Raw genomic sequence first — 17880 nt, 5'->3', positions numbered from 1 at the left:
CCCGGGAAGCTACAGAATCTTCCGGATGGTTTCCTCGAAGCTGGTGACGTGGTGCAGGGCCAGCTCCCCTGCCTTGTCCGCGTCGCCGGCGGCCACCGCCTTGAGCAGGTCCACGTGCTCGGTGATGTGGCCGGTCACCGACGGGACCTTGTCCAGCACCACGCACCAGATCCGGGTGGCCAGGTTGTCGTAGCGGATCAATGTGTCTTCCAGGTGCGGGTTGGCCGCGGCTTTGTAAATGAGCCGGTGCACCATCAGGTCGTAGCGCATAAGCTCGCGCGAATCCCCTGCCCCGGGATCAATCCCGGCGATGGCATCAGCCACCTGCAGCAGTTCCCGGCGCATGCTTTCGCTTGCCCTGTCCGCCGCGCGCCGTGCTGCGAGGGGCTCCAATAGCTCCCGGATCTCGGAAACATCGGCCAGCTCCGTAAAGTCCACCGTCGTGGCAAAAGTCCCGCGGCGGGGATACGAAACCACCAGGTGGTCCACCTCAAGCCGCTTGATCGCTTCACGTACGGGAGTGCGGCCAAAGCCGAGCTCGGCCGCCAGCTGGCCGTCGTTGATCGGCTCCCCCGGGCGGATTTCCAGCATGATCAGCTTGTCGCGCAGCTGCCGGTAGGCGGCCTCTGCCTGCGACGGCGCTTCCTCCTCCGCAGGGGTCAGGGCAAGAAGTGCATTCAAGGCAACGCTCCGTTCTTCGATACCCGCTGGATTCGAAACGGTAGCGTTACGCCGCTTTCGGTCCAGCTATTGACTCTGCTGTGATCCCAATCATACCATTGATCTCACACTGATATATCAGTCAATGAACAAGTGGTATTTCAAAGGAGCATCCGTGGTTGTGCAGTTGAACGAGCGACTTTCCGTAGTCGATCCCGAGGTCCAGCAGGCAATTGCCCATGAACTGGTGCGCCAGCAGTCCACGCTCGAAATGATCGCCTCCGAGAATTTCGCGCCGTCCGCCGTTATGGAGGCGCAGGGTTCGGTCCTCACCAACAAGTACGCCGAGGGCTACCCCGGCAAGCGCTACTACGGCGGCTGCGAGCACGTTGACGTGGTGGAGCAGCTTGCCATCGACCGCGTGAAGGCACTGTTCGGTGCGGAGTTCGCCAACGTCCAGCCGCACTCCGGCGCCCAGGCCAACGCCGCCGCCATGTTCGCACTGCTGAACCCGGGTGACACCATCATGGGCCTGAGCCTGGCCCACGGCGGACACCTGACGCACGGCATGAAGATCAATTTCTCCGGCAAGCTGTACAACGTGGTCCCCTACCACGTGAGCGAATCGGACCTGCGGATCGATATGGCAGAGGTAGAAGCCCTGGCCCTCGAGCACCGCCCGCGCCTGATCGTGGCCGGCTGGTCCGCCTACTCCCGCCAGCTGGACTTCGCCGAATTCCGCCGCATCGCCGACCTCGTGGGCGCCTACCTCATGGTGGACATGGCCCACTTCGCCGGACTCGTTGCCGCAGGGCTCCACCCCAACCCCGTCCCCTACGCAGACGTTGTCACCACCACCACGCACAAAACCCTTGGCGGACCCCGCGGCGGCGTCATCCTTGCCAAGGAGCAGTACGGCAAGAAGATCAACAGTGCTGTCTTCCCCGGCCAGCAGGGCGGCCCGCTGGAGCACGTCATCGCCGCCAAGGCCGTAGCCTTCAAGCTTGCCGGCAGCCCCGAATTCAAGGAACGCCAGGAACGTGTCCTGCAGGGTTCCAAGCTCCTGGCCGAACGGCTCCTCCGCGACGACGTTGCCGCGGCAGGAATCTCCGTGGTCAACGGCGGCACCGACGTCCACCTGGTCCTGGTGGACCTCCGCAATTCCGAGCTGGACGGACAGCAGGCCGAAGACGCCCTGCACCGCATCGGCATTACCGTCAACCGCAACGCCGTTCCCTTCGACCCCCGCCCGCCGATGGTCTCCTCCGGCCTCCGGATCGGCACCCCCGCCCTCGCCACCCGCGGCTTCGGCGCCACCGAGTTCGCCGAAGTTGCGGACATCATCGCGACGGCGCTCATCGCAGCTGCGGGCACCGGCGCCAACGGCACCGGCACCTTGGATGACAGCACCGCCGTCGAACTCCGCGGCCGGGTCACGGCCCTGGCCGGGAAGTTCCCCCTCTACCCCCACCTGAACGGCGAGCCCGAGATCGCCGCTTTTGAAGCAGACATGATTGGAGCAGCCCAGTGAGTGCAGACCTCCTCCCCGAGCACCCCGACTTCCTCTGGCGCAACCCCGAGCCCAAGTCCTCCTATGACGCTGTGATTGTGGGCGGCGGCGGGCACGGCTTGGCCACCGCGTACTTCCTGGCGAAGAACCACGGGATGACCAACATCGCCGTCCTGGAAAAGGGTTGGCTGGCGGGCGGCAACATGGCCCGGAACACCACCATCATCCGTTCCAACTACCTCTGGGACGAGAGCGCTGCCATCTACGAGCACGCGCTCAAGCTCTGGGAGATCCTGCCGGAGGAGCTTGAGTACGACTTCCTCTTCAGCCAGCGGGGCGTGATGAACCTCGCCCACACTTTGGGTGACGTCCGTGAAAGCATGCGGCGCGTGGGGGCGAACAAGCTCAACGGCGTGGACGCTGAATGGCTGGACCCCAAGCAGGTCAAGGAACTCTGCCCCATCCTGAACATCAGCGACAACATCCGCTACCCCGTCATGGGCGCCACCTACCAGCCGCGGGCCGGCATCGCCAAGCACGACCACGTGGCCTGGGCCTTCGCCCGCAAGTGCGACGAACTGGGCGTGGACATCATCCAGAACTGCGAAGTCACCGGCTTCGTCAAGGACGGCAACCGCGTGGTGGGCGTCAAGACCAACCGCGGCACCATCAACACCGAAAAGGTGGGCCTCGCCGCCGCCGGCCACAGCTCCGTCCTGGCCGAAATGGCCGGCTTCCGGCTCCCCATCCAGTCCCACCCGCTGCAGGCCCTGGTCTCCGAACTGCACGAGCCGGTCCACCCCACGGTGGTGATGTCCAACCACGTGCACGTCTACGTCTCCCAGGCCCACAAGGGTGAACTGGTGATGGGCGCCGGTGTTGACTCCTACAACGGCTACGGCCAGCGCGGGTCCTTCCACGTGATCGAGCACCAGATGGCTGCCGCCGTCGAACTCTTCCCCATCTTCGCCCGGGCGCACGTGCTCCGGACCTGGGGCGGCATCGTGGACACCACGCTGGACGCCTCGCCCATCGTGGGCAACACCCCGGTGGAGAACATGTTCGTGAACTGCGGCTGGGGCACCGGCGGCTTCAAGGCCACCCCCGCCGCGGGCATGACCTTCGCCCACAACATCGCCACGGGCTCCCCGCACCGGCTGAACAAGCCGTTCGCCCTGGAGCGCTTCGAGACCGGCGCCCTGATCGACGAACACGGCGCAGCCGCCGTCGCCCACTAGCCGCCAGCGAACACTGCACTTTAGAAAGAAGACGCACATGCTGCTCATCTCCTGCCCCAACTGCGGCTCGCGTGACGAGACCGAATTCCACTACGGCGGCCAGGCCCACGTTCCCTACCCGGAGAACCCGAGCGGGCTGAACGACCGCGAATGGGCCGAGTACCTGTTCTACCGGGACAACACCAAGGGCGCTTTCGCCGAGCGCTGGCTGCACAGCACCGGTTGCCGCCAGTGGTTCAACATGCTCCGCGACACCGTCACCTACGACATCCAGGCCGTCTACCCGATGGGTTCGCCCCGGCCGGATGCCGGCGGCAAGGTGACCGCCGAAACGGGCACTGCCAGCACCGCCCCGGACAGCACCACCACCGGAAGCGCGGCTCCCGGCACGTCCACCACCAGCATCTCCAGCACCACCGCCCCGGAAGGAGCAACCAAGTGACTTCCCAGAATCCCGCGACTTCCCAGAACGCCCGCCTCGCTGCCGGCGGACGCATCGACCGCACCATCTCCTGGCGCTTCACCGTGGATGGCGAGGAGCTCAGCGGCCACCCGGGCGATACGCTCGCCTCCGCCCTGCTGGCCAACGGCCGCGTCGCCGCCGGCAACTCGCTCTACGAGGACCGCCCCCGGGGCATCATGTCGGCGGGAGTGGAGGAAGCGAACGCCCTGGTACGCGTCGAACCCCGCTTCCCCGGCCACGTGGCCGAGTCCATGCTCCCCGCCACCACCGTCACCCTGGTGGACGGCCTGAAGGCGGAGTACCTGAACGGCCTCGGGAAGCTCGACCCCGCCGATGACCGAGCCGAATACGACAAGAAGTACGTCCACACCGACGTCCTGGTGATCGGCGGCGGCCCCGCCGGCCTGGCCGCGGCCCGCGAAGCGGTCCGCACCGGCGCCCGCGTGATGCTGCTGGACGACCAGCCCGAACTGGGCGGATCCCTCCTGTCCGGGTCCACGGCAGCTGAACTGGCGGAGACCATCGAAGGCAAGCCCGCCCTGGAATGGGTGGCTGACGTCGAGGCCGAGCTCGTCTCCGGCTCCGAGTCCACCGTCCTGAACCGCACCACCGCTTTCGGCGCCTACGACGCCAACTACGTCATCGCCGTCCAGAACCGGACGGACCACCTGTCCTCCCCTGCCGCTTCCGGTGTGTCCCGGCAGCGTATTTGGCACATCCGTGCCAGCCAGGTGGTGCTGGCCCCCGGCGCCCACGAACGCCCGCTGGTGTTCGAGAACAACGACCGCCCCGGCATCATGCTCGCCTCCGCCGTCCGCAGCTACCTCAACCGTTTCGCCGTGGCCGCCGGGCAGCGCGTGGTCATCAGCACCACCAACGACAGCGCCTATGCCCTGGCCGCGGACCTGCGCGCCGCCGGCGTCAAGGTCGCGGCTGTCGTGGACGCGCGTCCGCAGCTCACCGCAGTGGCTGCTGCCGCCGTCGAAGCCGGCACGCGGGTGCTGATTGGCAGCGCGGTAGCCAACACCTCCGCTGCCGGTGATGGTCGCCTGGACGGCGTCACCGTCCGCAGCATTAACGACGACGGCGAACTCACCTCGGGCATCGAGAAGATCGCCTGCGATCTCCTGGCAGTGTCCGGCGGCTGGAGCCCGCTGGTGCACCTGCATTCCCAGCGGCAGGGCAAGCTGCGCTGGGATGAGGACCTGGCCGCCTTCGTGCCAAGCACCGTAGTACCGAACCAGCAGACCATCGGCTCGGGCCGCGGCAGCTTCGCCACCGCTGACTGCCTCGCTGAAGGCATCTCCGCCGGCGTCACCGCAGCCATCGCGGCCGGCTTTAGTGCCGCCGTCGAGCCTTTCCCGATCGGTGAGCCGAAGGCCTCCGCCCCCACCCGCCAGCTGTGGCTGGTCCCGGGTGAGGAAGGTACGCCGGACGACTGGCACCACCACTTCGTGGACTTCCAGCGCGACCAGTCCGTGGCTGACGTGCTGCGCTCCACCGGAGCCGGCATGCGGTCGGTGGAGCACATCAAGCGGTACACCTCCATCAGCACCGCCAACGACCAGGGCAAGACCTCCGGCGTCAACGCGATCGGCGTGATTGCCGCCGCGCTCCGCACGGCCGGCGAGGCCTCCCGCGGCATCGGCGACATCGGAACCACCACCTATCGCGCGCCCTTCACCCCGGTGGCATTCGCGGCCCTCGCCGGACGCCAGCGCGGTGAGCTGTTCGACCCCGCCCGCGTCACCTCGATCCACCCGTGGCACGTCGCCAAGGGCGCCCTGTTCGAGGACGTGGGGCAGTGGAAGCGGCCCTGGTACTACCCGCAGGCCGGGGAGGACATGGACACCGCCGTGCTGCGCGAATGCGCCGCCGTCCGCGAGTCCGTGGGCTTCATGGACGCCACCACCCTGGGCAAGATCGAAATCCGGGGCAAGGACGCCGGCGAATTCCTGAACAGGATCTACACCAACGCGTTCAAGAAGCTCGCCCCGGGTTCCGCCCGCTACGGCGTGATGTGCACCCCTGACGGCATGATCTTCGACGACGGCGTGACCCTGCGCCTCGACGAGGACCGCTACTTCATGACCACCACCACCGGTGGCGCCGCCAAGGTGCTGGACTGGCTGGAGGAATGGCTGCAGACCGAGTGGCCGGAGCTGGACGTGCACTGCACCTCGGTCACTGAACAGTGGAGCACCATCGCCGTCGTCGGGCCAAACTCCCGCGCTGTCCTCGCCAAGGTGGCGCCGGAGCTGGCCGCCGATGGCGGGCTGGAAGCCGAAGCCTTCCCGTTCATGACCTTCCGCGAAACCACCCTCGGCTCCGGAGTCCGTGCCCGGGTCTGCCGGATCTCCTTCTCCGGCGAACTGGCGTACGAAATCAATGTGCCGTCCTGGTACGGACTGAACACCTGGGAGGCCGTGGCAGCCGCGGGCGCCGAATTCAACATCACCCCCTACGGCACCGAAACCATGCACGTGCTCCGCGCCGAAAAGGGCTACCCCATCGTTGGCCAGGACACGGACGGCACCGTCACCCCGCAGGACGCTGCGATGGAATGGATCGTCTCCAAAGCCAAGGACTTCATCGGCAAGCGCTCCTACGCCCGCGCCGATGGACAGCGCGAGGACCGCAAGCACCTGGTGAGCGTCCTGCCGGTGGACGGGACGCTCCGGTTGCCGGAGGGCACCCAGCTCGTGGAAAAGGGCCGCTCCACCAACCCCGCCTACGGGCCGGTCCCCATGGAAGGCTTCGTCACCTCCAGCTACCACAGCGCAGCGCTGGGCCGGTCTTTCGGCCTGGCCCTGATCAAGAACGGCCGCAACCGGATCGGCGAAACCCTCATCGCAGCCGCCGGCGACCAGCTCGTGGACGTTGTTGTCGCAGAAACCGTACTTTTTGACCCCGAAGGGACCCGCAAAGATGGCTGAAACAGCAGCACCCGCAACCTCCTACAAGAAGAACCTCTCCCTGCGCATCAGCCCCGCCGCCCAGCTCCGGGCAGCGTTTGAAACCGGCTCCGTCCGGGGAGTGGTGGAACTGGGCGAAATCGCCTTCCTCACCATGGTGGGCCTCCGGGTTGACCGGAACAGCGACGCCGGACAGCGGGTAGCCTCCGTCACCGGCGGCCTGCCCGCAGCCTCCGGCGGCGTCAGCGGCACCGGCGACACCAACGTGCTGTGGCTCGGGCCCGAAGAGTTCCTCGTGGTGGCACCGACGGAAGCCCACGAGTCCCTCGGCGGTGACCTGATCCAGGCACTCCGTGAGGCACTGGCCGACGGCGAAGGACAGGGGGTGGACCTCTCCGCCAACCGCACCACCTTCGAACTCACCGGCCCGCGTGCCCGCGCAGTCCTGGAAAAGGGCTGCGCACTGGACCTGCACCCCCGCGTGCTGAAGGCCGGCACGGCGCTGTCCACCGAGATCGGCAACATCCCGGTGGTCCTGTGGAAGACGGGCGAAGAGACCTTCCGGATCTTCCCCCGTGCCTCGTTCGCTGACTTCCTGGGCCGCTGGCTCCTGGACGCGATGCGGGAGTACGCCTCCCCCGAGGTCCCCTAAATGGCCCTCAGCGTCCTGGACCTGTTCTCCGTTGGCATCGGGCCGTCGTCGTCGCACACGGTCGGCCCGATGCGGGCAGCGAAGCTGTTCGCCGACGGACTCAAAGGCGACGGACACCTGAGCTCCACCAGGCGGGTGCAGGCTGAACTGTTCGGCTCGCTCGGGGCCACCGGGCGGGGCCACGGCTCGGATAAGGCCGTGGTGCTGGGCTTCAAGGGGCTGGACCCGGAAACCGTGGACACCTTCACTGCCGATGACCAGGTGGCTGCCGCGGCCCTCGACGCCGAACTGTGGATTGGCGGCGATCACCGGGTGGACTTCAACTGGGACGAGGACGTGGTGCTGCACCGGCGCAAGTCCCTCCCTGCGCACCCGAACGGCATGACGTTCCGGGCGATGGATCATGCCGGCGCCGTGCTGAGCCAACGGAGCTTCTATTCGATTGGCGGCGGCTTCGTGGTGGACGGGGATGCCGACGCCGGCGACCGCGTGGTGGCCGATTCCACCGTCCTCCCCTACCCGTTCAACACCGCCGACGAGCTCCTGGAGATCTGCAAGCGTGAAGGGATGTCCATTTCAGACGTCATGCTCGCCAACGAGCTGGTGTGGCGGACCGAAGCGGAACTGCGGGAAAAGCTGCTGGGGCTCTGGGCCGTGATGCGCGAGTGCGTGGACAACGGCTGTGCCGCGGAAGGCATTCTTCCCGGCGGGCTCAACGTCCGCCGCCGCGCGCCGTCGTTGTTCCAGACCCTGAGCGCGGACACGGGGGTGACCGACCCGCTGCGGGCGATGGAATGGGTGAATCTGTTCGCGCTGGCCGTGAACGAGGAAAACGCCGCCGGCGGGCGGATCGTCACCGCACCCACCAACGGTGCGGCGGGCATCGTCCCGGCGGTGCTGCACTACTACGTGAAGTTCGTCCCCGGCGCCAACGACGACGGCGTGGTCCGCTTCCTGCTGGCCGCGGCCGCCGTCGGAATCCTGTTCAAGATCAACGCCTCCATCTCAGGTGCGGAAGTGGGCTGCCAGGGTGAAGTGGGTTCAGCCTGCTCGATGGCGGCCGCCGGACTCTGCGAGGTGCTGGGCGGGACGCCTGCCCAGGTGGAAAACGCCGCTGAGGTGGGCATTGAACACAACCTGGGCCTGACGTGCGATCCGGTGGGCGGGCTGGTGCAGATCCCTTGCATCGAGCGCAACGCCATCGCCAGCGTCAAGGCCATCAACGCCGCCCGCCTTGCCCTGCACGGCGACGGCAGCCACAAGGTGTCCCTCGACAAAGCCATCAAAACGATGCGCGAAACAGGAGCCGACATGAAATCCAAGTACAAGGAAACCTCCCGCGGAGGCCTTGCCGTCAACGTAATCGAGTGCTGAACCATGACTGCAATTGAGACTGAACCTGTCCCTGCCACTTCCCCGACCACCGTTGAACATGTCCTGACGCTGGACTGCAGCGAGTCCCCGGGCATCGTCCACGCAGTCTCCGGCTTCCTGCTGGAGCACGGCTGCGACATCATCGACAACCAGCAGTTCGGCGAGCGATCCGAAGGGCACTTCTTTATGCGGGTGCATTTTGCGTCCGACGGCGATGCCTCCACCGCGGACACGCTGCGGGCCGCTTTCGGTCCCGTTGCCGAAAAGTTCGGGATGCGCTGGCGGCTGGAGCCGAACGGGTCCAAGCGGCGGGTGCTGATCATGGTGTCCAAGTTCGGACACTGTCTCAACGACCTGCTGTTCCGCGCCCGGATCGGCGAACTGCCGGTGGACGTGGTGGCCGTGGTTTCCAACCACACGGACCACCAGGCGCTGGTGGAGTGGCACGGGATTCCGTTTTTCCACGTGCCGGTCACGGCTGAAACGAAGCCTGCCGCCGAGGGACGCTTGCTGGAACTGGTGGACGAGTTCGATGTGGAACTCGTGGTCCTGGCCCGCTACATGCAGGTCCTCAGCGACAACCTGACCCGAAAGCTGGACGGGAAGGCGATCAACATCCACCACTCGTTCCTGCCCAGCTTCAAGGGCGCCAAGCCGTACCACCAGGCCTACGCGCGCGGTGTAAAGACCGTGGGTGCCACCGCGCACTACGTCAACAGCGAGCTGGATGAGGGGCCGATCATCTCCCAGCAGACCGTTGAGGTGGACCACACTTATGGGCCCGAGGACCTGGTGGCCGCCGGCCGCGACACCGAGTGCAAGGCCCTGTCCAACGCCGTGCGCTGGCACTGCGAAGGCCGGGTGATCCTGCAGGGCAACCGCACGGTGGTCCTCCGCTAACCCCCTCCATACGACGCGCCATCACCTCCTGCGGCCCTTTCCCCAACGCCCCATCACGTCCTGCAGCCCTTTCTCCAACGACCCATCACCTCCTGCGGCAAAAGCCGGAGCCCTCTCGCACCTGAATGCGGAAGGGCTCCGGCTTTTAGCGTTCCTGGCAAGGGCCTTGTGCAGCTTGCGTGACCCATGCGATACTTCTAATCGATGCGCATCGACGAAGCGTATCGACAGTCCACAGAAACCGTTTAACAGCGAGCGCAAGGAGGCCAAGCAATGCCCACGAGCAAGGATGTTGCCCAGGCCGCCGGCGTTGCACAGAGCACGGTTTCCTATGTGCTGAGCGGCAAGCGTCCCATCTCCGAGAAGACCCGTAAAAAGGTGGAAGACGCCATCCAGCAGCTGACCTACCAGCCCAACGCCGGGGCCCGCGCGCTCGCCAGCCGCAGGACCCGGGTGATCGGCCTCGTCATTCCGTTCATACCGGAGCTGCACATGGCATCGATCATGGAATTCGTGTCCGTGATTGCCAATACCGCACGACTCTACGACCACGACATCCTGCTCGTCACCGAGGACGAGGGCGCACCTGGCTTGCAGCGGGTGGTGGGCCAGCAAATCTGCGACGGACTGATCCTTATGCAGGTGGAGGGCGACGACGAGCGGCTCCCCGTGGTCCGCAGCCTCCACGTGCCGGTGGTCCTGATCGGCATCCCCCATGACCCTTCCGGCCTGGTCTGCATTGATGCCGACTTCGAGATGGCCGGCGAACAGTGCGTCCGGGACCTGGCCGCGGCAGGCCACACCGTAATCTCCGTCCTGGACTGGCAGCCGGAAGTAGTGGACCGGCATGTGAACTACGTAGAACGCTTTATGTCCGGCACCAACACCGCGGCGGAAAGCCTCGGCGTGAAAGTGCTGCACCTGCCCGGCGGCACAGACCGCGACGCCATCGCCGATTCCGTGGATAAAGCCCTGGCCGAAACCACGGGCGTGCCGGCGTTCATCGCACCGGACGGCACGGTCCAGGATGTCCTCCGCAGGGTTCTGTCCAGCCGTGGGCTGACTCCCGGCAAGGACGTTTCCGTTATCGGCAGCGCCTCCGCCACCCTTGCTGAGCTCCAGCCCATTCCGCTTTCGACCATCGACCTCCGCCCGGCCGAAGTTTCGCGCCGCGCGGTCAGGATCATTTGCGAACTACTCGAAGCCGATCACCAGGGACCAACCGAATCCCTGGAATTGGTGCCCACGGTGATCACCCACCGTTCCAGCACGCTCCGTCCACCCCACGGCGGCTAAACCTTTCTTCCATCAACACCCGGCACAACATCCCTTTCGAATGTTTTTCGTCGATACGCATCGACAAACCGTCCCCAGAAAAAGGAACAGACAATGAAGTCACTACAAAGGACCCGTCCGCTCGCCCTGGCCGTCACCGCCTTGATCGGCGTGCCACTCATCGTCTCCGGTTGCGGGACCTCCCCCACAGCCTCTTCCTCGGAGGCCGTCAAGGAAATCTCCGTCATGGACTACTACAACAACGAACCGGACAAATCGTTCATCGGCGATGCCTTGGCAGCTTGCGGCACCCAGGCCGGCGTGACCATCAAACGGGAGACCGTGCCGGGCAAGTCGCTTATTTCAAAAGTGCTCCAGCAGTCCTCCTCCAAAACACTGCCGGACGTCCTCATGCTTGATAACCCGGACCTGCAGCAGATTGCCGCAACCGGTGCATTGGCTCCCCTGGCCGATTTCAAGATCAGCACTGACAACTTCGCCGAGGGCGTCCTCAGCGCAGGCAGCTACAAGGACAAGGTCTATGGCCTGGCTCCCACCGTGAATACCATCGCGCTGTTCTACAACAAGGACATCCTTGCCAAGGCCGGAGTCACGCCGCCGGCCACATGGGACGAGTTGAAGGCGGCAGCCACGAAGCTTACCGCGGGTGACCAGTACGGACTGGCCTTCAACGCCAACCCCACCTATGAAGGCACCTGGCAGTTCCTGCCCGTCATGTGGTCCAACGGCGGGGACGAAAAGAAGATCGACACACGGGAAACTGAACAGGCGCTCCAGCTGTGGACAGACCTGGTCAAGGACGGTTCTGTTTCCTCCTCGGCCCTCAACTGGACCCAGGCTGATGTTAAGGACCAGTTCCTGGCGGGCAAAGCGGCCATGATGGTCAACGGCCCGTGGCAGATCCCAGCGCTGGACAAGCAGCCCAGCCTGCAATACGGCGTCGTGAAGATTCCGGTGCGCGAAGCCGGCCAGACAGCAGTCGCCCCGCTCGGAGGCGAAGTGTGGACTGTCCCGCAGACCGGCAACAAGGCCCGGCAGGCCAAGGCCGCCGAAGTGGTTGCCTGCCTGAACAGCGACGAACAGCAGCTGGCGATGGCCAAGGTCCGCAACACCATTCCTTCCAAGACCACGCTGGCTGACAAGTTCGCCGGCGAAAACCCCAAGCTCGCCACCTTCACGGAGCTGATCAAGACCGCCCGTGCACGGACGGGCCAGCTCGGGGACCAATGGCCTGCCCAGGCCACCAAGATCTACACGGCCATCCAGACCGCACTGACGGGCAACGCCTCACCGGCCGACGCCCTCAAGCAAGCCCAGGGCCAGTAAGCAGCCTGCCATGTCATTAACAACCGACTTATCGCAGACGGCAGCCGGGCCGGCCACGGCAAAGGGCGCCCGGAAACACAGCCGCGATTCCAGGACTGCAAGCCAGGTCCCCAGGCGGCGCAGCCGCCAACGCCGGGAGCGCCTTTTCCAGTGGCTGTTCCTGGTTCCCGCCGTGGTCTACATGGCGCTGTTTTTTGGCTACCCCGTGGTCAAGAACGTCGTCATGAGCTTCCAGGACTACACCACATCCACGTTCTTCACAGGGGAAGCCCCGTGGGTGGGGCTGGCCAACTACGTGACTGTACTGTCGTCGTCGTTATTCTCTACCTCCCTGCTCAACACCGCGCTGTTCACGCTCGGGTCCATCCTGGGCCAGTTCGTGATCGGGCTGGCGCTGGCCATCTTCTTCCAGCGCAAGTTCCCGCTCAACGGAATCCTGCGTTCCCTGCTCCTGCTCCCGTGGCTGTTGCCGCTGATCGTTTCGAGCGCCGTCTGGCGCTGGATCCTGGACAAGGACAGCGGCGCACTGAACCGGTTCCTCGGGGACCTGGGCATTATCGACACCGGCATTCCCTGGCTGACCAGCACTTCGTTGGCGCTGATTGCGGTGGTGGGGGTGAATATCTGGATCGGGATCCCGTTCAACCTGACCATCCTCTATGGCGGCCTGCAGGAAATTCCGGACGAGCTCTACGAGGCCGGGTCCCTGGACGGGGCCACCGGGTGGAGGGCCTTCCGGCACATCACCTGGCCCATGCTGCGGCCGGTAGTGAGCGTGGTCCTGGTGCTCGGCGTCGTTTACACACTCAAGGTGCTGGACATCATCCTGGGCCTCACCAACGGCGGCCCCGCAAACTCAACCCAAACCATCGCCACTCAGTCCTACGCCCTCTCCTTCCACGAGTTCAAGTTCGGCGAAGGCGCGGCACTGGGCAACGTACTGGTGATCATTTCCCTGGTGTTCGCAGTCTTCTACCTGCGGGCCAGCCGGCGCGCGGTGGATGAGTGAGGAAACCATGACAACCCAACTGAAAGCACCTGTCCGCCGGAACACCGCCGCCGTTCCCAACCGCAAAAACTGGGGCTACACGGCGCTGGCCATCTTCTTCCTGGCCGTCATGCTGTTCCCGGTCTACTGGATGGTCAACGCCTCCCTGCAGCCCAACGGCACCACCCTGGAAACCTCGTGGCTGCCGCTGAAGCCGGATTTCACCGGCTACGCCACGGCCATCAACGAGCAGGGCGGCAACCTCGTCACCAGCCTGATCATCTCGCTCGGCAGCGTGGCGTTGAGCCTCGCCATCGCCGCCCCTGCCGCCTACGCACTGGCCTACTTCAAGGTCCGTGGCGCCGGCGTGGTGCTCTTCGCCATCCTCATCAGCCAGATGATCCCTGGCATCGTGGTGGCCAACGCCCTGTACACGGCGTACAACGATCTGGGCCTGCTCAACTCCGTACCAGGGCTGATCCTGGCGGATTCAGCGCACGGAATCCCGTTCGCCATCCTCATCATCCGGGCGTTCATGAACGGCATGCCGGCCTCGGTGATCGAGGCGGCGCGGGTGGACGGCGCGGGGCATGTCCGGGCGTTCTGGTCCATCGTGCTTCCGCTGAGCCGGAACTCCCTGATCACCGCCGGCCTCTTCACCTTCCTGTTCGCCTGGAGCGACTTCCTGTTCGCCCTCACCCTGACCACCACCGAGGCCGTCCGGCCGGTGACCCTGGGCATCTTCCAGTACATCGGCGCCTATGTGAACGACTGGAGTTCGGTGATGGCGACGGCGGTACTCGCCTCCATCCCGGCCATCGTCCTGCTGGTCGCCGCCCAGAAATACATCGCTGCCGGCACCACCGGCGGCGCGGTCAAATAGACCGTCTTCCACACCTACAAGGAGAAAACCATGTCTGAAAGCAACCCCATCCGCGTCACCGTCTGGAGCGAAAACCGGCACGAGAAGCGGGACGAACTGGTGGCACGGCTGTACCCCGAGGGAATGCACGGCGCCGTGAAGGCGGGGATCGAGGAGAACCTGGGCGCCGCCGTCGAGGTCCGGACAGCAACCCTGGACGAACCGGAACACGGCCTCACGGAGGAAGTGCTGGCCGGCACTGATGTCCTGACGTGGTGGGGGCACATGTCCCACGCGGACGTTGACGACGAGATCGTTGAGCGCGTCCACCGCCACGTCCTCGCCGGCATGGGCCTGATCGTGCTGCACTCCGGCCACTGGTCCAAGATCTTCACCAGGCTCATGGGTACTTCCTGCACCCTCCGCTGGCGGTCCGAGCGGGACCGCGAACTGGTGTGGACCGTGGACCCGACACACCCCATCGCCAAGGGCGTGCCGCACCCCATCGAGATCCCTGAGCAGGAGATGTACGGCGAGTTCTTCGACATCCCCACCCCCGAAGAACTCGTGTTCATCAGCTCGTTCAGCGGCGGCGAAGTGTTCCGTTCCGGCTGCACCTTCCGCCGCGGTCACGGCAAGATCTTCTTCTTCAGCCCCGGGGACCAGGACTACCCCGTGTACCACCACAAGGACATCCGCCGGGTCATCGCCAACGCCGTGGAATGGGCCGTCACCGACCGCCCGGAACGGGCAGTTCCCGAGTTGCTGCGCTACGAGACCGGCGACTTCTTCAACGGCAAGAGCTACCAGGGAGCCAATGCGTGAGTACGCCTTTTGCAGTAATTCCCGACGACGGCAGTCCCCTTCGCGTTGTAGTGGTGGGCGCCGGGGGCATGGGTCGCGCATGGCTCCGCACGGTTGAGGAGTCACCCCTGGTTGAGCTCGTCGGCATCGTGGACCTGGACCTGGAGGCAGCCCACGCGGCTGCTGCCTGGCTGGGGCGGCCGGACCTTCCCGTAGGTGCCGGTACAGCTCGGCTGGCGTCCGACGTCGGCGCGCGCGCGGTCATCAATGTCACCGTCCCTGCCGCACATCATCCGGTCACCACCGAGGCCCTCGCTGCAGGGCTGCCCGTCCTGGGCGAGAAGCCTGTGGCGTCCACCGTGGCCCAGGGGCTGTCGCTGGCGGCCGCGGCGGAAGTCCATGGCCAGCTGTTTATGGTCAGCCAATCGCGCCGCTACAACCGGCAGCTGTTTGAAGCGAAGCGGCTGTCGGCCTCCTTGGGTGCCGTTGGCATTGTCTCCGCCGAGTTCTTCAAAGCACCGCAGTTTGGCGGTTTCCGGGACGCCATGGACCACCCGCTCCTGCTGGACATGGCGATCCACCAGTTCGACATGGCCCGGTTCCTGCTCGGCGCCGATCCCGTCTCTGTCTTCTGCGAGGAGTACAACCCGTCCTGGAGCTGGTACCGCGGTGATGCCGGTGCCACGGCCGTCTTTGAGATGAGCGGCGGGGAACGCTTCGTGTTCACCGGCAGTTGGTGCAGCCCCGGCCAGGAAACCTCATGGAATGCTTCGTGGCGGATCAGCGGTGAGAGCGGAACGGTGCTGTGGGACGGCGACAACGAGCCCGTAACCTCCCTGGCCCCTGACGGGGGCTCCAGCGAAGACCCAGGCCAGGAAATCGCGGGCTCCCTGCGGGACTTTGTGGCGGCCGTCCGCACGGGAAGCATCCCGATGGGAAGGGTCCACCAGAACATCATGAGTCTGGCCATGGTCGAAGCCGCCATCCTCAGCGCGGCCACCGGGTCCCGGGTATCACTCGATGCACTCCTGGAGGATTCCTACCAGCAGGCGGTTCTTACAGAGCGCGAGCCCGCCGTCCTGGAAGTCCTCAAGTCCTGGACGTCGGTTCGGGAGGCCCTGGCCGGCGGAAGCGTGCAAGCCCGCTCCGCTTCCTGAGGAAGCGATGGGGCGTCCCAGGTTTCCCCGCGGGAGGTGATGGCGCGTCCCGGGATTTCGTGCGGGAGGTGATGGGGCGTTGCGGCTATTTGGGCTGGAGCGCCGCGAGTCGGGTGGCCAGGTGCAGGGCCGCCAATCTGCCGGTGCCGCGGGGATCTCCCCCGCAGAGCGAGAAGATCCGCTGCAGCCGCTGATGCATGGACTGGCGCTCCAAATGGAGCTCACGCGCTGCCTGGGCGGTGTTGCACCCGGAGTCCAGCCAGACCCGGAGCGTCTCCACCAGCTGGGAATGCCGCAGGGCGTCATGCTCAAGGACCGCTGCCAGCTGCTGGTTGACGAAGTCGCGGCGCCGGGCCTCATCCATCGCCTGGACCGCCAGCCGTTCCACTGCGAACGCCTGGGCATCAAGCACCTGCCCCGGCGCGCTTGCCGCTGATCTGGAACGGCCGGCGTCGGCAGCCAGCTCCAGCGTGAGCCTCGCCTCCGCGAGGGACCAAGGGGCGGATGATATGCCGGAGGCCACAGGCCCGAGGGCGCTCACCGTTCCCTCGGGGACTTCGAGCGACTGCAGGCCGTCCACGATCTTCTGCCGTTCGTCCTGGACGTTGCCGGAGCGGAGGACGCCCAGCGCCAGGAGCTCGGCGTTGTCCGCATAACTGGCCCCGTGCTGCCCGCCCGGGTCGAGCAGATTCTGCACATCCTTCCGGAGCTGCTTTGAGGCAGGGGAACGCACCACCACCGCCACCATCTGTGCGGTAACCGGAATCCCTGCGGCGGGAGCCAGTTCCTGAAGGCGCCAGTTCTGCTTGCCCGAGTCAATGGCCCGGATCAGGGCAGCGCCGGCCATCTCCTTCAAACCGGGAGGCATACGCTGCAACAAGGCAAGGGCAAGAATGTCCACGGACCGGTTGGCGGCAATCCTCGCCAGGTTCACGTCAGCCTCCCCGCGGACATGGAGCGTCAGCCGGGCAGACGGAATCCCCCGCACCGGCACTTCCACGTGGATGGGTGTTAAGTAGTCCCCCTCGTCCTCACCGGAGGGATCGGGCTCCGAGTCATCCCTCGGTCCGTTCGGCTCGGCGCTGCCCAGCGTCACACCGGCAGTGGAGGTGAGCACCACCTCTGTACCCGTGGCCACAGCCAGGACAGCAAGAATACGGTCAAGGCTTCCGCCGTGGGCCAGCTCCACAGCCATGGCATGGCTGGCCTGGTCCGCCTGCTGCAAGTGCGCCGCGGACTCGCTGACCAGCTGGGAGTTAATGGCCTCCATGACGCCCACGAAGGGAACCACCTTGCGCAGCTCGATCAGCGGAAGGCCTGCCTCTTCGGCAGCCGAAATCATTGAGGATGGAATGGACGGCAGCACGCTTCCGGTCTCGACGGCGAGCGCCGCCACCCCACGCTCGGCCAGGTCCCGGATGTAGTCCGTCCGCCGCTCGTCGGATGCGGAGGCAAGGGCCTGCCCGCCGGTCAGCAGAAGTTCACCGCCACCGAGCAGCGACGCGATATCCAGGACCTCGCTCGAGTGGATCCAGCGAAGCTGCGTCTGGGGAACAACACCAGCGGCCGCGCGGACCACTGGGTCGGCGGCAATAACGGTGGAATGCCGAAGAACATCTTCCAAGCGAACTGGCATGACACTCCGTCGTGTAGAAAGGGAAAGTTCAAGACACATTGTAGATGGTGCATGTGGTCCCGGACACATAATCTTGAGGAATCCCCATCCCCTCAACGA

The 17880-nt window shown here is 65.7% G+C and carries 15 protein-coding genes; 13 read left to right on the top strand and 2 right to left on the bottom strand.

Features of this window, described 5'->3' with window-relative positions; translation table 11 throughout:
- Nucleotides 1-9 precede the first annotated feature (9 nt).
- The gene (locus tag FBY31_RS14880; RefSeq protein ID WP_142042541.1) at nt 10-681 is read right to left on the bottom strand and encodes a GntR family transcriptional regulator; all 672 of its coding nucleotides are present in this window, start codon (nt 679-681) and stop codon (nt 10-12) included.
- Nucleotides 682-835: 154 nt separating this feature from the next.
- Here FBY31_RS14880 and glyA point away from each other — a divergent pair, with 154 nt between their 5' ends.
- The 13 genes from glyA to FBY31_RS14815 all read left to right on the top strand — a co-directional run bounded on the left by glyA (nt 836) and on the right by FBY31_RS14815 (nt 16145).
- Nucleotides 836-2191, top strand: a complete 1356-nt coding sequence (gene glyA, locus FBY31_RS14875; RefSeq protein WP_142042538.1) for a serine hydroxymethyltransferase — start codon at nt 836-838, stop codon at nt 2189-2191.
- Nucleotides 2188-3408: a sarcosine oxidase subunit beta family protein gene (locus tag FBY31_RS14870; protein WP_142042534.1), complete on the top strand. Its 1221-nt coding sequence runs from the start codon at nt 2188-2190 to the stop codon at nt 3406-3408. The genes glyA and FBY31_RS14870 overlap by 4 nt, the downstream gene beginning before the upstream one ends.
- Nucleotides 3409-3445: 37 nt before the next feature.
- Nucleotides 3446-3850 (top strand): sarcosine oxidase subunit delta, encoded by a 405-nt coding sequence (locus tag FBY31_RS14865; protein ID WP_142042532.1) that lies wholly within the window; start codon nt 3446-3448, stop codon nt 3848-3850.
- Nucleotides 3847-6807 carry a sarcosine oxidase subunit alpha family protein gene (locus tag FBY31_RS14860; RefSeq protein WP_142042529.1) on the top strand — a complete coding sequence of 987 codons (2961 nt, stop codon included), beginning with the start codon at nt 3847-3849 and terminating at the stop codon, nt 6805-6807. Before FBY31_RS14865 ends, FBY31_RS14860 begins: the two co-directional genes overlap by 4 nt.
- Nucleotides 6800-7438: a sarcosine oxidase subunit gamma gene (locus FBY31_RS14855; protein ID WP_142042526.1), complete on the top strand. Its 639-nt coding sequence runs from the start codon at nt 6800-6802 to the stop codon at nt 7436-7438. Before FBY31_RS14860 ends, FBY31_RS14855 begins: the two co-directional genes overlap by 8 nt.
- Entirely contained in the window at nt 7439-8812 is a 1374-nt protein-coding gene (locus FBY31_RS14850; protein WP_142042523.1) for an L-serine ammonia-lyase, read from the top strand.
- 3 nt (nt 8813-8815) lie between these two features.
- A complete protein-coding gene (purU, locus tag FBY31_RS14845; RefSeq protein ID WP_142042520.1) occupies nt 8816-9712 on the top strand; it encodes a formyltetrahydrofolate deformylase in 897 nt (298 codons plus the stop codon).
- 273 nt (nt 9713-9985) lie between these two features.
- A complete protein-coding gene (locus tag FBY31_RS14840; RefSeq protein ID WP_142042517.1) occupies nt 9986-11008 on the top strand; it encodes a LacI family DNA-binding transcriptional regulator in 1023 nt (340 codons plus the stop codon).
- A gap of 93 nt (nt 11009-11101) precedes the next feature.
- Nucleotides 11102-12334 (top strand): sugar ABC transporter substrate-binding protein, encoded by a 1233-nt coding sequence (locus tag FBY31_RS14835; RefSeq protein ID WP_142042514.1) that lies wholly within the window; start codon nt 11102-11104, stop codon nt 12332-12334.
- Nucleotides 12335-12344: 10 nt separating this feature from the next.
- Nucleotides 12345-13343 (top strand): carbohydrate ABC transporter permease, encoded by a 999-nt coding sequence (locus FBY31_RS14830; RefSeq protein WP_235013074.1) that lies wholly within the window; start codon nt 12345-12347, stop codon nt 13341-13343.
- 7 nt (nt 13344-13350) lie between these two features.
- Complete coding sequence (locus tag FBY31_RS14825; RefSeq protein ID WP_142042511.1) at nt 13351-14205, top strand: carbohydrate ABC transporter permease; 855 nt, start codon at nt 13351-13353, stop codon at nt 14203-14205.
- 30 nt (nt 14206-14235) lie between these two features.
- Nucleotides 14236-15009 (top strand): ThuA domain-containing protein, encoded by a 774-nt coding sequence (locus FBY31_RS14820; RefSeq protein WP_142042508.1) that lies wholly within the window; start codon nt 14236-14238, stop codon nt 15007-15009.
- Nucleotides 15006-16145, top strand: a complete 1140-nt coding sequence (locus FBY31_RS14815; protein ID WP_142042505.1) for a Gfo/Idh/MocA family protein — start codon at nt 15006-15008, stop codon at nt 16143-16145. The genes FBY31_RS14820 and FBY31_RS14815 overlap by 4 nt, the downstream gene beginning before the upstream one ends.
- Nucleotides 16146-16230: 85 nt before the next feature.
- On the opposite strand, the gene FBY31_RS14810 is transcribed toward FBY31_RS14815, so the two are convergent.
- Nucleotides 16231-17781, bottom strand: coding sequence for a PucR family transcriptional regulator (locus FBY31_RS14810; RefSeq protein ID WP_142042502.1), 1551 nt, complete (start codon nt 17779-17781; stop codon nt 16231-16233).
- Nucleotides 17782-17880 lie beyond the last annotated feature (99 nt).

Source organism: Arthrobacter sp. SLBN-100 (assembly GCF_006715305.1).
Classification (GTDB): domain Bacteria; phylum Actinomycetota; class Actinomycetes; order Actinomycetales; family Micrococcaceae; genus Arthrobacter.
The sequence above is the reverse complement of the archived record's forward strand: the minus strand, read 5'-3'. Positions and strand labels throughout refer to the sequence as shown.